The sequence below is a fragment of the Rhodoferax sp. genome (assembly GCF_010365055.1).
In the GTDB taxonomy this organism is placed as follows: Bacteria; Pseudomonadota; Gammaproteobacteria; order Burkholderiales; family Burkholderiaceae_C; genus Rhodoferax.
Map to the genome: position 1 here is coordinate 1 of NZ_JAAFHA010000024.1, position 15,506 is coordinate 15,506.

At 61.3% G+C, this 15,506-nt stretch carries 11 protein-coding genes; 4 read left to right on the forward strand and 7 right to left on the reverse strand.

Annotated features, from left to right (window positions below; genetic code table 11):
• Positions 1 to 113 precede the first annotated feature (113 nt).
• Positions 114 to 1,028, forward strand: coding sequence for a pseudouridine synthase (locus tag GZ093_RS07770; RefSeq protein WP_296484420.1), 915 nt, complete (start codon positions 114 to 116; stop codon positions 1,026 to 1,028).
• Between the two features lie 79 nt (positions 1,029 to 1,107).
• On the forward strand, positions 1,108 to 2,373 hold the full coding sequence (locus GZ093_RS07775; RefSeq protein ID WP_296484423.1) for an alpha/beta hydrolase: 1,266 nt from the start codon (positions 1,108 to 1,110) through the stop codon (positions 2,371 to 2,373).
• 25 nt (positions 2,374 to 2,398) lie between these two features.
• Here the strand turns inward: GZ093_RS07775 and GZ093_RS07780 are convergent, their stop codons facing one another.
• The 4 genes from GZ093_RS07780 to GZ093_RS07795 form a co-directional block, all read right to left on the reverse strand.
• Positions 2,399 to 3,247 carry a response regulator gene (locus GZ093_RS07780; protein ID WP_296484425.1) on the reverse strand — a complete coding sequence of 283 codons (849 nt, stop codon included), beginning with the start codon at positions 3,245 to 3,247 and terminating at the stop codon, positions 2,399 to 2,401.
• 76 nt (positions 3,248 to 3,323) lie between these two features.
• Positions 3,324 to 4,274, reverse strand: a complete 951-nt coding sequence (locus tag GZ093_RS07785; RefSeq protein ID WP_296484505.1) for a diguanylate cyclase — start codon at positions 4,272 to 4,274, stop codon at positions 3,324 to 3,326.
• Positions 4,274 to 8,149 (reverse strand): PAS domain S-box protein, encoded by a 3,876-nt coding sequence (locus tag GZ093_RS07790; protein ID WP_296484427.1) that lies wholly within the window; start codon positions 8,147 to 8,149, stop codon positions 4,274 to 4,276. Before GZ093_RS07790 ends, GZ093_RS07785 begins: the two co-directional genes overlap by 1 nt.
• A gap of 110 nt (positions 8,150 to 8,259) precedes the next feature.
• Positions 8,260 to 8,979 carry a Crp/Fnr family transcriptional regulator gene (locus tag GZ093_RS07795; RefSeq protein WP_296484429.1) on the reverse strand — a complete coding sequence of 240 codons (720 nt, stop codon included), beginning with the start codon at positions 8,977 to 8,979 and terminating at the stop codon, positions 8,260 to 8,262.
• A 233-nt stretch (positions 8,980 to 9,212) separates the two neighbouring features.
• On the opposite strand from GZ093_RS07795, the gene htpG reads away from it, so the two are divergent.
• Positions 9,213 to 11,204 carry a molecular chaperone HtpG gene (gene htpG, locus GZ093_RS07800; RefSeq protein WP_296484431.1) on the forward strand — a complete coding sequence of 664 codons (1,992 nt, stop codon included), beginning with the start codon at positions 9,213 to 9,215 and terminating at the stop codon, positions 11,202 to 11,204.
• Between the two features lie 180 nt (positions 11,205 to 11,384).
• A complete protein-coding gene (locus GZ093_RS07805; RefSeq protein ID WP_296484433.1) occupies positions 11,385 to 11,828 on the forward strand; it encodes an FKBP-type peptidyl-prolyl cis-trans isomerase in 444 nt (147 codons plus the stop codon).
• 42 nt (positions 11,829 to 11,870) lie between these two features.
• Here GZ093_RS07805 and GZ093_RS07810 read toward each other — a convergent pair whose 3' ends face one another.
• Genes GZ093_RS07810 through GZ093_RS07820 form a run of 3 tightly spaced genes read right to left on the reverse strand, consistent with a single transcriptional unit; the run spans position 11,871 to position 15,482 of the window.
• Entirely contained in the window at positions 11,871 to 13,205 is a 1,335-nt protein-coding gene (locus GZ093_RS07810; RefSeq protein WP_296484434.1) for a dihydrolipoamide acetyltransferase family protein, read from the reverse strand.
• A gap of 1 nt (position 13,206) precedes the next feature.
• The gene (locus tag GZ093_RS07815; RefSeq protein ID WP_296484437.1) at positions 13,207 to 14,244 is read right to left on the reverse strand and encodes an alpha-ketoacid dehydrogenase subunit beta; all 1,038 of its coding nucleotides are present in this window, start codon (positions 14,242 to 14,244) and stop codon (positions 13,207 to 13,209) included.
• 2 nt (positions 14,245 to 14,246) lie between these two features.
• Positions 14,247 to 15,482 (reverse strand): 3-methyl-2-oxobutanoate dehydrogenase (2-methylpropanoyl-transferring) subunit alpha, encoded by a 1,236-nt coding sequence (locus GZ093_RS07820; protein WP_296484440.1) that lies wholly within the window; start codon positions 15,480 to 15,482, stop codon positions 14,247 to 14,249.
• Positions 15,483 to 15,506 lie beyond the last annotated feature (24 nt).

Sequence of the window (15,506 nt, forward strand, 5' to 3'; positions counted from 1 at the left end):
CGGCGGCCTGCGCGTGCTCAGTCTGGCGGCACTGCGCTCCCAGATATTTTTATAACAAATCAGCCTCTAGCCCACGTAGAATAAGCGCTTACAGCTACTATATATATAGCATCATGACAGACTCAAAAGCCCCTCCCCTTTTTCGCCGCGCAGCGGCGCCCGCGCCCCGGGCGCCACTTCCCGCCGGCCAGAGCAATACCGCTGCCATTGGCGCCAACGGGACCTTGCGCCTGAACAAGCGCATGGCCGAGCTTGGCCTGGCGTCACGCCGCGAGGCGGACGAATGGATTGGCAAAGGCTGGGTCAGGGTCAACGGCGTCGTTGCAGAGATGGGCATGCAGGTGAAGCCCGATGTGCGCATCGAGATCGACAAGCAAGCCCAGGGCCAGCAAGCCAAGCAAGTGACGATCCTGGTGCACAAGCCGATTGGCCTGGTCAGCGGTCAGGCCGAAGACGGCCACGTGCCCGCGATCACCCTGGTGCAGCCACAAAACCGCTGGCGCGAAGACAACGCCCGTTTTTTCTTCCACCCGAGCCAGCTCAAAAGCCTGGTGCCCGCCGGGCGCCTTGACATTGACTCGACCGGGCTGCTGGTGCTGACGCAAGACGGCCGCGTGGCGCGCCAATTGATTGGCGAAGACGCCGTGATGGAAAAGGAATACCTGGTGCGCGTGATTTACCAAGGGGATCAAGGCACCCCGGGGAGCACCGGCCAGCTCAGCCGCATTGACGAGGACGACCCCGTCAGCACCGATGTGCAGTCGGTGTTCCCGCGCGAAAAGCTCGCGCTCTTACGCCACGGCCTGAGTCTGGACGGACAAGCGCTGCAAGCCGCCAAGGTGGACTGGCAAAACCCCGAGCAACTGCGTTTTGTCCTGACCGAGGGCAAGAAACGCCAGATTCGCCGCATGTGCGAGCTGGTCGGCCTGAAGGTGGTCGGCCTCAAGCGCGTGCGCATTGGCAACGTGATGCTGGGCAATCTGCCGCTGGGCCAGTGGCGCTACCTGGCGCCGCATGAGAAGTTCTAAATATTGTGGGACAGACCAACGCTACACGCAGTGAGCGTGCTCTGTCCTCAAGTGATCGTCGGATGCAGGGAGTTCCGTCATGACCAAGCCGCCGTCCAAAAACCCTCCTAAACACCTCCACGCCTCGGACCTTCGCGGTGTAGCCCAACTGGCCACCCAGGCCACCCTGGGCGTGGCCCGCATTGCTGAAGGCGTGCACCAGTCGGTATGGAGCAGCCTCGGCGTGCCCGGCGGCAAGACGCCTGGAAAAACCCGCGGCGTCACGGGACTGGTCTACAAGAGTGTGCATGGCGTGACCCGGTTGGTGGGCAAAGGCGTGGACACCCTGTTGGCCCGGTTGCAGCCCGCGCTGGACTCGGCAACAGACGCCCCGGCTGGCAGCCCCCAACGCGCAGCGGTGCTGGCAGCGTTGAATGGCGTGATGGGCGATCACCTGCTGGAGACCCATAGCCCGTTTGCGCTCCCCATGACCCTGCGCTATCAAGGCGAGGCGCTGAACTGGCAGGCTCTGCCACCCATGCCGAACGCGACCGGCAAGGTCTTGCTGCTGATTCACGGCCTGTGCATGAACGACCTGCAGTGGCACACGCAACAGGGCGGCCAGGTGGTCGATCATGGCGCGACGCTGGCAACCAAACTGGGCTACACGCCGGTTCACCTGCGCTACAACACCGGTCTGCATACCTCGCAAAACGGGCACGCGCTCGCTGCCCTGCTGGAACAACTGCTCGCACATTGGCCCACCCCGATTAAAGAAATCACGGTACTCGCCCACAGCATGGGCGGCTTGCTGATCCGCAGCGCGTTCCATTACGCGCAACAGGCGGGTCTGCATTGGCCAGGTCGCCTGAAAAACATCGTGTTCCTGGGGACGCCGCACCATGGGGCACCGCTGGAGCGCGCCGGCAACTGGGTGGACTCCATCCTGGCCAGTACGCCCTACAGCGCGCCGCTTGCCAAACTGGGCCATCTGCGCAGCGCCGGCATCACCGATCTGCGTTGGGGCAATGTGCTCGACGTTGACTGGCAGGGCCACGACCGCTTTCAGCGCAAACCCGATGACCGCCAGCCGCTACCCTTGCCGGATGGCGTGGCCTGCTACTTTGTTGCCGCCACTGCGGCCGCCAAGCGCAGCGCCCTGGCAGACCGCCTGATTGGCGACGGCCTGGTGCCTCTGCACAGCGCGCTGGGGCAGCATGATGACCCCAAAAGAACCTTGTCGTTTGCCAAGACGTCGCAGTGGATTGTCTACCGGACCAGCCACATGGCCCTGCTCAGCAGTCCCGAGGTGACCGAAAAAATAGTGCAATGGTTGACGCCAGCGCCATCGGCGACTTCCGCCTGAGGCCTGGGGCTGCCAGCGCGCCGAGCTACGCCGCCCGATGCTGGGCAACGTCGTGCATGATCGAACTGACGTCCCGGCCCACACCCCGGTAGCCGGTAAAGCGGCCCGACACGTCAAACATCGGCTCCCCGCTGACCTGAAAATACTGGCGCTCGCCCGCATCATCAATCCGACTGAAGACAAAATCCAGAAACGGCCGCCGTGCCGCCACATTCGCTTTGAGGACCGCGCGCTCGGCCTCGTTCCAGCGCAGGGCCTGCTCTTGTTTGATTTCCCCCAGCAAGCTCTCCATCGAAATGCCCAGCATGTCCAGCACCGGGCCGTACACCTTGGTGAAGTGCCCTTGCGCGTCCTGCTCCCAGTACCAGTCGGACGCCAGTTCCGTCAAGCGGCGAAAGCGCGCCTCACTGTCGCTCAATTCGGCGGTCCGCTCCAGCACGGTCTGTTCCAGCATCCGGTTGTAATTTTGCAGTTTCTTGTACAACAGGCGCACTTCCAGCATGTTGTGAATCCGCGTCTTGACTTCGACCAGATCAAACGGCTTGGCGACAAAATCCTTGGCCCCCGAGGCCAGCGCCCGCAACTTGTGGCCTGGCTGCGCCGTGATCACCAGGATTGGTACATAGCCTTCTGGATCAATCTCCTTGAGCCCGTCCATCACCTGGAAACCGTCCATGCCCGGCATCTGCAGATCGAGCAAAATCAGGTCGTAGTGGTTAGTGCGATGCAACTCGCACACGGCAAACGGATCCATCGTCGAGGTCAGGCGCTGGTAACCGGCACCCCGCAGCATTTGCTCCAGCAACTGCACGTTGGCCTCCTGATCGTCCACGATCAGGATACGGGCATTGAGAATATCGGCAGTACTAACCATAAAAATTCGCTTTCTTGTCAATTTGCACTGAGACTAAGGTCCTATCACGACAGGTTACGTCAACTCTGGGTCACCGTCACAGGTCGGCGAGCCCTGAGATGCGATAGTCGTTCTTTCCTGCGTTTTTGGCCTCATACAAGGCCATATCCGCGCTCTTCATCAGCGTCTCCACGCTGTCACCATGCACTGGGTAAACACTGACACCGACGCTGGCCGTCACGGTCACGCTGCAGCCTTGAAGGCTGTAGGGCTGTGACACGGCTTGTAGCACTTTGGACACCAGCTCGGCCACATCGTCACCGTGACTCACTTCCGCCAACGCGATCACAAATTCATCGCCCCCCACCCGCGCCACCGTGTCCTCTTGACGCACGGCACCCACCAGACGGGTGGCCACCATTTTTAGCAGGGTGTCGCCCCCATCGTGGCCCAGGTTGTCGTTGATCTCTTTGAACCCGTCGAGATCCAGATACACGACCGCCATGTTGCCCTTGTTCCTGCGCGCATGGGCAATGCCAGACGACAGTCTGTCCATTAAGAGTCGTCTATTGGGCAGCCCGGTCAACGGGTCATGCAGCGCCAGGGATTCCAGCGCACGGTTCTGCTGTTCGAGTTGTTTGTACAACAAGCGCACTTCCAGCATATTGTGAATGCGCGTCCTGACTTCCATCAGGTCAAATGGCTTGCTGATGAAGTCTTTCGCGCCGGAGGCCAATGCCCGCAGCTTATGGTCCGGCTGGGCCGTGATCACAAGTATCGGAAAGTAGCCATCGGCATCGGCATCGGTTTCGTCTTCCTTCAGCGCTTCCATCACCTCAAAGCCATCCATGCCGGGCATCTGCAGATCGAGCAGTATCAGGTCGTAATGGTTGGCGCGATGCAGATTGCACACGGCATACGGATCCATGGTCGACGTCAGGCACCGATAGCCGGCTTCACGCAGTATTTGCTCCAGCAACCGCACATTCACCTCCTGATCGTCCACGATCAGAATGCTGGCACCAAGAATATCGGCGGCGTCGACCATCACTTGGCGCCTTCCACCGCCAAGTTGTCCAATCCGGTCTGCGCGAATTCCAGCGCCGTATCCAGCGCCGCCATGAATTCATTGACTTTAATCGGCTTGGTGAGATACGAGAAAAATCCGGCCTCCAGACCTCTTTCAATATCGCGGGGCATGGCGTTGGCACTGATGGCCAGCACCGGAATGTGCCGGGTCGCAGGGTCTTCACGCAGAATTTGCAGGGCCTGAAGCCCGCTGATTCCAGGCAAATTGATGTCCATCAAAATGACTTTGGGCAGATGAATGCGCGCCAGCGTAATACCTTGCATGCCATCCGTGGCACTCAACAAACGCATATCCGGACGCCGCGCGATGAGTTGCCGAACCAACTCCATGTTGGCCCGGTTGTCTTCGACATAAAGCAATGTGCTCAGCGCCGCGCCAGGCACAACCTGTGCCTGCAGCAACACCAGCGGCGCATCAGAATCGACGGCAAATTGCGGTGCCGCCACCAGATTCAACTCAAACCAGAACACGCTACCGGTCCCGACGATACTTTGCGCACCGATTGCACCCCCCATCAACTCGACCAGCCGCTTGCTCACCACCAAGCCAATGCCCGTGCCCTCTTCGGCGCCAACCTCTTGCCCCAGCCGATTGAAGGGTTGGAACAGTTGCGCCACTTTTTCTGCGGACAGTCCCTCGCCGGTGTCGCGCACGCTGATGCGCAGACGTTGCGGCGAAACCACCTTGCACGTCACAGCAACCGTTCCGCCTACGCGGTTGTACTTGATGGCGTTGGACATCAGATTCACGATCACCTGCTTGACACGCGTGCGATCGGCATTGACAAAGCACGGGCCACTGAACTTTGGAAAGCTGATGTTGATGGCACTCTTTTGGGCCTGCGGGTCGATCATGGCTTGACAGTCCAGCAACACGTCTGGCAGCGCGATCGGCTCCATTGACAGCGACAGCTTGCCGGACTCGATCAAGGCCAGATCGAGGATCTCGTTAATCAGCTCCAGCAGGTACCAGCCGCCATGCAGAATCTGGTCGATGCTGGCCCGCTGCGTGGCCGTGGGCGGCGGTGTGCCAGATTCCATCAGTTGCGCAAAGCCCAGGATGGCGTTGAGCGGCGAGCGCAGTTCATGGCTCATGCTGGACAAGAAATCCGATTTGGCCAGGTTGGCTTTGTCGGCCGCTTGCCGGGCGATCTCCAGCTCGACGTTCTTGTCGCGCAGCGCCTGATCGAGCACGGCGCGCTCGGCCTCGACGCGCTGGCGCGCGGTGTTATCGGTGCCAATCAACAGGTAGCCGATGATGGCGCCTTGGGCGTCGCGCAAGGCCGTGACCGACACCACCGCCGGGAAACGGCTGCCGTCTTTGCGGATGTAGCTCAGCTCATAAATATCTTCAATGCCACGCGAAGCCTTGAACACCAGGGCTTCAAAGCCCGGCTCAATCTGGGTGCCGAGTTCAAGACTGAGCGCTTTAGCACGCGCAACTACTTCCAGCGGATCAGAAATGTCGGCCGGGGTCACCTGGTTCATCACTTCCGAAGCGGTGTAGCCCAGCATGCGTTCGGCGCCGACGTTGAAAATCTGAATCACACCCTTGGCGTCGGTGGCGATGCTGGAAAAATTGGCGCTGTTGAAAATCGCGCTCTGCAAAGCTCCTGCCTGGAGCAAGGCTTCTTCGGCCTGTTTGCGCGCCGTGTTATCGGTGCCGATCAGCAGATAACCAATGATGGTGTTTTGATCATCGCGCAGCGCCGTGACCGACACCACCGCCGGGAAACGGCTGCCGTCTTTGCGGATGTAGGTCAACTCGTAGATGTCTTCGATGCCGCGCGCGGCCTTGAAAACCAAGGCCTCAAATCCCGGCGCAATCGGCGTGTCGAGCTCCTCGCTCAACGCCTTGGCACGTGCAATCACTTCCTGCGGATCAGAAATAATGGCTGGCGTAATTTTGTTCACGACCTCGTCCGCGGTGTAGCCCAGCATGCGCTCGGCACCCACGTTGAAAATCTGAATCACGCCTTGGGCGTCCGTGGCGACGCTGGCGAAGACAGCGCTGTTGAAAATCGCGTTTTGCAGGGCACCGGCCTGGAGCAGTGCCTCTTCAGCCTGTTTGCGTGCTGTGTTGTCGGTACCGATCAACAGGTAACCAATGATGGCTTCTTGCGCGTCGCGTAGCGCCGTGACTGACACCACCGCCGGAAAACGGCTGCCGTCTTTGCGGATGTAGGTCAGCTCATAAATGTCTTCAATGCCACGCGAGGCCTTGAACACCAGGGCTTCAAAGCCCGGTTCGATCTGGGTGCCGAGTTCAAGACTCAGCGCCTTGGCGCGGGCAATCACTTCCTGCGGATCGGAAATGTCGGCCGGCGTCACCTGGTTCATGACCTCCAGCGCGGTGTAACCCAGCATGCGCTCTGCGCCCACGTTGAAAATCTGAATCACACCCTTGGCGTCGGTGGCGATGCTGGAAAAATTGGCGCTGTTGAAAATCGCGCTCTGCAAGGCCCCGGCCTTGAGCAGCTCTTCTTCAACTTGTTTGCGCGTGGTGATATCGCGCAAGATGCCGGTGAAATAGCGCTCGCCGCCCAGCCACATCTCGCTGACCGCCATTTCCATCGGAAAGACACTGCCATCCTGGCGCAGGCCCAGCACCTCGCGCCCCAATCCGACGGCACGCGCTTCGTCGCTGGCACTGTAGTACTCCAGAGAGCCATTACGCTGGTCTTGATCCAGCTCAGGAATGAGCAGGCTGAAGTTTTGCCCGACCAGCTCGGCCGCGCTGTAGCCAAACATGCGCTCGGCCGCCGGGTTCACGGTCTTGACCATACCGCCGCGGGCGTAAATAGTGATGATGCCGTCCTCCACGGTATTGAGCACCGTCTGGATCAGGGCGTTGCTGTCACGCAGGGCTTGCTGCGCCGCATATTCTTCGGTGACATCACGAAACACCAGCACGGCACCGATCACGTCGCCATCGCGGTCACGGATCGGCGCGCAACTGTCGGCAATATCGCATTCGCTGCCATCACGCGCAATCACCACCGTGTGGTTGGCCAGTCCCTGAACCGTGCCGTGCATCAAGGTTTCTGCCACGGGAATGGTGGCGCTTTGCCGAGTTTCCTTGTTGATGATCGTAAAAATCTCGTCCACCGGACGACCAACGGCATCCTGCTGCGTCCAGCCGGTGAGGCGTTCCGCAAGCGGATTCAAGATCGTCACGCGCGCTGCCGCATCGGTGGCGATGACGGCGTCGCCGATGGAATGCAGGGTGACGGCAAATTTTTCTTCGCTTTCGCGCAAGGTCAAGTTGGCCTGATGCAATTGTTGATTGGTTCGGGCCTGAATCTCGATCAAGTGCTGCCGTTCGGCCTCCACCTGCTTGCGCGCGGTGTTGTCGGTGCCGATCAACAGGTAGCCAATGATGGCGTCCTGCGCATCGCGCAACGCCGTCACCGACACGATGGCGGCAAAGCGGCTGCCGTCCTTGCGGATGTAGGTCAGCTCGTAGATGTCTTCGATGCCGCGCGAGGCCTTGAACACCAGCGCCTCGAAACCCGGGTTGATCTGGGTGCCGAGCTCCTGGCTCAAAGCCTTGGCGCGGGCGACCACTTCGTCTGGATCGGAAATGTTGGCCGGCGTGATCTTGTTCAGGACGTCAACCGCCGCGTAGCCCAGCATGCGCTCGGCGCCAACGTTGAAAATCTGAATGACGCCGTTCGCATCGGTGGCAATGCTGGAGAAATTGGCGCTGTTGAGAATGGCGTTCTGCAAGGCCCCGGTTTTGAGCAAGGCCTCCTGTCGCCTGAACTCGGTGAGGCCTTCCGGCGTGCCTGCAACAGGCGTGGGAGAGACGGAGGCGGGGTCAATTTTCAACATGGTGGGGTTTTATTACAACGGGAACGAGGATATCGACCCAGCTCGCGCTGATCCGTGCGTTAACGCACATAGATCGACTTTCTTCATGAAACGGGGGCAATGGGGACTTCCTAGCGCTGACGACCAGCGCCCAGCAAACGGTCATGTTCATTTTTAACCACACCGTAGCATTCACACACGCGCGATTCCAGCCCGTGGCGATCCAGCACGGTGATGTGGCCCCGGCGGTAGCGGATGCACTGCGCTTGCTGCAAGTGCCCGGCGGCCGCGGTAATGCCTTCACGACGCACGCCAATCATGCTGGCGATCAGTTCCTGCGTCATGGTCAGTTCTGTCGACGGCAAACGGTCCAACGTTGCCAACAGCCAGCGGCACAGCTGCTGCTCCACCGAATGGTGCCGATTGCAGACGGCGGTTTGGGACATCTGGGTCATCAAGGCCTGGGTGTAACGCAGCAGCAGACGCATCGTCGGCCCGGCGCGATTGAATTCGTCCATCAGCAGATGGGCTTTGAGCCGGTAGCCGCTGCCGCCCGTCTGCACCGTGGCCGCGCTGGGCGTGCTGTTACCGCCCAAGAACAGCGAAACGCCGAGCATGCCCTCATTGCCGACACCCGCAATTTCGGCCGAAGCGCCATCCTCTGTCATATATTGAAGCGAGACGATGGCCGTGGTTGGAAAATAGACATGCGGCAGCTGGCCGCCGGACTCATAAAGTACGTCACCCAGCAGCATGGGAACCAACTCCAATTGGGGCGAGAGGCGCTCGAACTCAGCCGCGGGCAGAGCAGCCAGTAGAAAATTTTGTTTGGGGCCCTGCGGCGAATCCATATGCAGTCTCCGAAAGAGCGCCAAAGCGGCTGCGCATAACCGGTGCAGCATACACGCTTTGCCAGCGGCACTGGCTTTCGCCTTTACCGCCATCGGGCAGCGGACCGAGCAACCGCGGCATTTGCGGCTCAGCCCCTTGAAACTCCGCACCATCGCCCATAATTGAAGCCTTCAAGCATTGCGACTCGTCTCATCAGGCGCGCAATTTCATTTTTTCAGACAAATCTAATCCCATGACCAAACAAACCCTTTCCTTCCAGGCCGAAGTGGCCCAGTTGCTGCACCTGGTCACCCACTCGCTGTACTCGAACAAAGAGATCTTTCTGCGCGAGTTGATCTCCAACGCGTCGGACGCCTGCGACAAGCTGCGCTATGAGGCCATCAACGACAGCGGCCTGTATGAAGACGCGCCCAACCTTGAGGTGCGCGTGTCGTTCGACCCGGCGGCCAAAACGCTCACGATCTCCGACAACGGCATCGGCATGAGCGCACAGGAAGCCATTGACCACCTGGGCACGATTGCCAAGAGCGGCACCAAAGACTTTGTGAGCAAGCTCAGCGGCGACCAGAAGGCCGACTCGCAGCTCATCGGCCAGTTCGGCGTGGGTTTCTACTCCGGCTTCATCGTGGCCGACAAGATCACGGTCGAGTCGCGCCGCGCCGGCATGAAAGCCTCCGAGGGTGTGCGCTGGATCAGCGGCGGCGCCGGTGACTTTGAAGTTGAAACCATCGAGCGCCCGGCACGCGGCACCAGCGTCATCCTGCACCTGCGCGACGACGCCATGGACTACGCCAGCGCCTGGAAGCTCAAAAGCATCATCAACAAGTATTCAGACCACATCAGCCTGCCGATTCTGATGGAAAAAGAAGAGTGGAAAGACGGCGAGCTGATCAACCCGAGTGACGAAAAGGGCGGCCGCCAGCCCGGTGGCATGCTCAAGACCGGCGAGTGGGAAACCGTCAACAAGGGCAACGCCATCTGGGCGCGCGCCAAGAAAGACATCACGCCCGAGCAGTACACCGAGTTCTACAAACAGATCAGCCATGATTTCGAGGCGCCGCTGGCCTACACCCACAACCGGGTCGAAGGCAGCACCGAGTACACGCAACTGCTCTACCTGCCCAGCAAAGCGCCGATGGACTTGTTCAACCGCGAGAAGTCTGCGGGCGTCAAACTCTATGTCAAGCGCGTTTTCATCATGGACGACGCCGAGGCGCTGCTGCCCACCTACCTGCGCTTTGTCAAGGGCGTGGTCGACTCGGCCGACCTGCCGCTGAACGTCAGCCGGGAGTTGCTGCAGGAAAGCCGCGACGTCAAGGCCATCCGTGAAGGCTGCACCAAACGCGTGCTGGGCATGCTGGAAGATCTGGCCAAACATGACAAGCTGCCGGCACCTTCTGCTGACGGCGGGACGGACACCACCGCAGGGGTTTCCGATGTATTGAGTGAAGAAGACAAGGCCAACGAGGGCAAGTACAGCAAGTTCTACGCCGAATTTGGCGCCGTGCTGAAAGAAGGCCTGGGCGAAGACTATGCCAACAAAGACCGTCTGGCCAAGCTCTTGCGTTTTGCCTCCAGCACCACCGACACGGTGAGCGTGAGCTTCGCCGACTACAAGGCGCGCATGAAAGAAGGCCAGGAGGCCATCTACTACATCACCGCCGATACCCCGGCGGCGGCCAAGAACAGCCCACAACTGGAAGTGTTCAAGAAAAAGGGCATTGAAGTGCTCTTGATGACCGATCGCGTGGACGAATGGGCGCTGAACTACCTGCAGGACTTTGACGGCACGCCGCTGCAATCCGTGGCCAAAGGCGCGGTTGACCTGGGCAAGCTGCAAGACGAGGCCGAGAAAAAAGCGGCCGAAGAAGCGGCTGAAACCTTCAAGCCCTTGCTGGCCAAGCTGAAAGAAGCGCTCAAAGACAAAGCCGAAGACGTGCGCGTGACGACCCGGCTGGTCGACTCGCCCGCCTGCCTGGTGGTGCAAGACCACGGCATGAGCACGCAACTGGCGCGCATGCTCAAGCAAGCGGGTCAGGCCGCACCGGATGTCAAGCCGGTGCTGGAAGTGAATGCCGAGCACCCGCTGGTGAAAAAGCTCGACGGCTCGGTGCACTTCAACGATCTGGCGCACATCCTGTTTGATCAGGCCCTGCTGGCCGAAGGCGGTATGCCGGCTGACCCGGCGGCTTATGTCAAACGGGTGAACGCCTTGCTGGTGTGATTTTTATATGACAAATCAGGCTCTAGCCCCCGTCATCACTGCGTTATATACTACTTAAATAGTAGCGCCTCAAGCGCAAAATGCCCCGCAGGCAAAGCGACTGACGGGGCTTTTTCATGGGCGCTTGCGTCTCAGCGAGAATCTGCTGCCGTGTGACTCACTTCAACCCAGCTCAAATCTATGAAAACCATGCTCCCCCTTGCCGTTCTGGCCACCGCCCTGTCTTTCTTCAGCGCCGCTCACGCTGCCGATGCCACCCTGGAGGCCGCAGCCAAGGAAGCGGGCGCCGTGGTGACCTCCAGCGGGCTGGTGTACCGCTCGCTCCAAGACGGCGCCGGCGCCAGCCCCAAGGCCAGCGACACCGTCAAAGTCAATTACCGGGGTACCTTTCCCGATGGCAAGGAATTTGACAGTTCTTACAAGCGCAACCAGGCGATTGAATTCCCCCTGGGCAACGTCATCAAGTGCTGGACCGAAGGCGTGCAGCGCATGAAGGTCGGTGGCAAAGCCAAGCTGACCTGCCCGGCAGCCATCGCCTATGGTGAGCGTGGTGCCGGGGGTGTGATCCCGCCGAACGCCACGCTGCTGTTTGAAGTCGAGTTGCTGGCCATCAGCGGCAAGTAGCCTGACGCGGCATTGGCGCCGGCTTGTTTGGCGTGCGCTCGGCTACGCCACCAACAGCGTGCCCGGGCATTCCAGGTAGCCGCGCATCTTCTGGATAAATTCAGCCGCGTACATGCCATCGACCACCCGGTGGTCGAACGATGACGACAGGTTCATCATCTTGCGCGCCACGACCAACCCGCCTCTGATCATGGGCCGCTCCACGATGCGGTTGGTTCCCACAATGCCCACTTCGGGGTGATTGATCACCGGGGTGCTGACAATGCCACCCAGGGCGCCCAGGCTGGTCAGGGTGATGGTGGAGCCGCTCAAATCCTCGCGCGCAGCCTTGCCGCTGCGGGCGGCTTCGCTGGCGCGCAGCACGGCGCTGGCGGTGGCCCACAGGTCTAGCGTCTCGGCGTGGCGGATCACCGGCACCATCAGACCGCCGCTGGTTTGGGTCGCCATGCCCAGATGCACGGCGCCGTAGCGGGTGACCACACCGGCATCGTCGTCATAGCGGGCATTCACCTCGGGGTGCTCGCGCACCGCCAGCACCATGGCGCGGATCAAAAACGGCAACAGCGTCAGGCGACCGCGCGTCGCGCCGTACTGGGTGTTCAGCCGCGCGCGCAGGTCTTCGAGTTCGGTGACGTCGATTTCTTCAACATAGGTGAAGTGCGGGATGCGACGTTTCGCATCCTGCATTTTTTGCGCGATCTTGCGGCGCAGACCAATCACCGGGATGACTTCTTCGGCGTCGCGTTGCGCGTAGCGCTGGTCAGAGCCCGCGCTGGCAGGCGCGTGGCCCCCACGCTTGGCGTGGGCGTCCAGATCGTCTTGCGTGATGCGGCCGGCCGGGCCGGTGCCCGTGACGGTGCCCAGGTCAATGCCCAGTTCCCAGGCCTGTCGCCGTACCGCGGGGGAAGCGATGGACAACGCGCCACGTGGTCGGCTGGCCTGCGCTGGCGCTGTCAGCGCAGACTTGGGCCCTGCTGCGGTTGCAGCCGCCGCTGGCGCTGGCGCCGTGGTGGCCTTGGCCGCAGGGGCTGCTGCGGCCACGGGGGCAGCCACCGCAGGAGCTGCAGAAACTGCAGAAACTGCAGCAGCTGCAGGCGCTGGCACGACTGCCGCGCCGGCGGCGGGCTGAGCCGATCCCTGCACCTCAATGTGAATGATCTCCGTGCCTACCGCCACCACTTGCCCGGCGGTGACGTTGAGCGATACCACGGTGCCCGCCACCGAGGACGGGATCTCGACCGTGGCTTTGTCGGTCATCACGTCGGCCAGAATCTGGTCTTCAGCGACCACGTCCCCCACCTTCACATGCCAGGCCACCAGTTCGACCTCGGCAATACCTTCACCAATATCGGGCATCTTGATTGTTTGAATGCTCATCTCAGGCCTCCATCACACGTTTGAACGCCGCTGCAACCCGCGCTGGCCCGGGAAAATACGCCCACTCCTGCGCGTGCGGGTACGGCGTGTCCCAGCCCGCCACGCGCTCGATCGGCGCTTGCAGGTGGTAGAAGCAATGCTCCTGAATCAGCGCCGAGAGTTCAGCGCCCAGGCCGTTGGTGCGGGTGGCCTCATGCACGATCACGCAGCGGCCGGTCTTTTTCACCGACGCCACGAGCGTGTCGAGGTCGAGCGGCCACAGGCTGCGCAGGTCGATGATTTCGGCGTCCACCCCGCTCTCATTCGCCGCCGCCTCGGCCACATAAACCATGGTGCCGTAGGCGATGACCGTCACGGCCGACCCCGGCCGAAACACCGCCGCCGAGTCCAGCGGCACGGTGTAGTAGCCCTCGGGCACCAGGCCCAGCGGATGCTTGGACCAGGGCACCACCGGCTTCTCGTGGTGGCCATCAAAGGGCCCGTTGTAGAGCCGCTTAGGTTCCAGAAAGATGACCGGGTCGTCGTTCTCGATCGAGGCGATCAGCAACCCTTTGGCGTCATAGGGGTTGGACGGCATCACAGTGCGCAGACCGCAGACCTGCGTGAACATGGCCTCCGGGCTCTGGCTGTGGGTTTGCCCGCCGTAGATACCGCCGCCACACGGCATGCGAATCGTCATCGGGCAGGTAAAGTCGCCGGCCGAGCGGTAACGCAGGCGCGCCGCCTCAGACACAATCTGGTCGGTGGCGGGGTAAACGTAGTCGGCAAACTGGATCTCGACCACCGGGCGCAGCCCGTAGGCGGCCATGCCGACGGCGGTGCCGACGATGCCGCCCTCAGAAATGGGGGCATCGAACACGCGCTGGTTGCCATACTTCTGCTGTAGACCTTCGGTGCAGCGAAACACGCCGCCGAAATAGCCCACGTCCTGGCCGTACACGACCACATTGGGGTCACGCGCGAGCATCACATCCATGGCGGAGCGCAGCGCCTGGATCATGGTCATGGGGGTTTTGTTGGGAGTGGTGTTGTCGGTCATGATCAGGCTCCCAATTCCTGGCGCTGCGCGCGCAGGTGCGCGGGCATCTCTTTGTAAACATCTTCAAACATCGCCTCCAGGCGTTGCGGGCGGCCGTCGGCCAGGGTGCCGTAGCGCTCGGCCTCCTTTTGCGCCGCCGCCACCTGCGCTTCCAGCTCAATTTTTGCCGTGTCGTGTTCGGCCTCCGACCAGGCACCCAGTTTGATCAAATGCTGTTTCAGGCGCGCAATCGGGTCGCCCAACGGAAAGCGCGCCGCGTCATTGGCCGGGCGGTACTTGCTGGGGTCGTCCGAGGTTGAATGCGGGCCAGCGCGGTAGGTGACCCACTCAATCAGCGTCGGGCCGAAGTTGCTGCGGGCGCGCTCCAGCGCCCATTGGGAGGCCGCATAGGCGGCCAGAAAATCATTGCCGTCCACGCGCAGCGAGGCGATGCCATTGCCAACGCCACGCGCAGCGAAGGTCGTCCCCTCGCCCCCGGCGATGGCCTGAAAGGTGGAAATCGCCCACTGGTTGTTGACGACATTGAAGATCACCGGCGCGCGGTACACATGGGCGAAGGTCAGTCCGGTGTGAAAGTCAGCCTCGGCGGTAGCGCCGTCGCCAATCCAGGCGGAAGCCACCTTGTCATCGCCCTTGATGGCCGAGGCCATGGCCCAGCCTACGGCCTGAATCACCTGCGTCGCCAGGTTGCCGGAAATTGAGAAAAAGCCCTGCTTCTTGCTGGAATACATCACCGGCAGCTGGCGCCCCTTCATCGGGTCACGTTCATTGGAATAGAGTTGGCAGATCATGTCCACCATGTTGTTGTCCTCGCGCGCCAGTAGCAGGCCTTGCTGGCGGTAGGTCGGAAAGCACATGTCGCCCTCGCCCAACGCCATGGCTTGGGCGGTGGCAATGGCTTCTTCACCCAGACACTGCATGTAGAACGACATTTTTTTCTGCCGCTGCGCGATCAGCATGCGGGCATCGAATGCGCGCGTAAGCATCATGGCGCGCAGGCCCCGGCGCCACAGCGCCACATCGACTGGCGGCGCCCACGGCCCCACCGCCTGCCCCGCATCATCGAGCACGCGGATCAGCGCAAACGCCAGATCACTGGTTTGCGCCGCCGCCACATCCACGGGGGGGCGGCGCTTGGCGCCGGCGGCTGACAGGGGAAGGTAAGAAAAGTCGGTGTCATGGCCAGGTCGCCCGGTGGGCTCTGGCACATGCAGATGAAGGGTTTCGCGCTTGGGCATTGGTTTGTCTCCTTGCAAGATTGT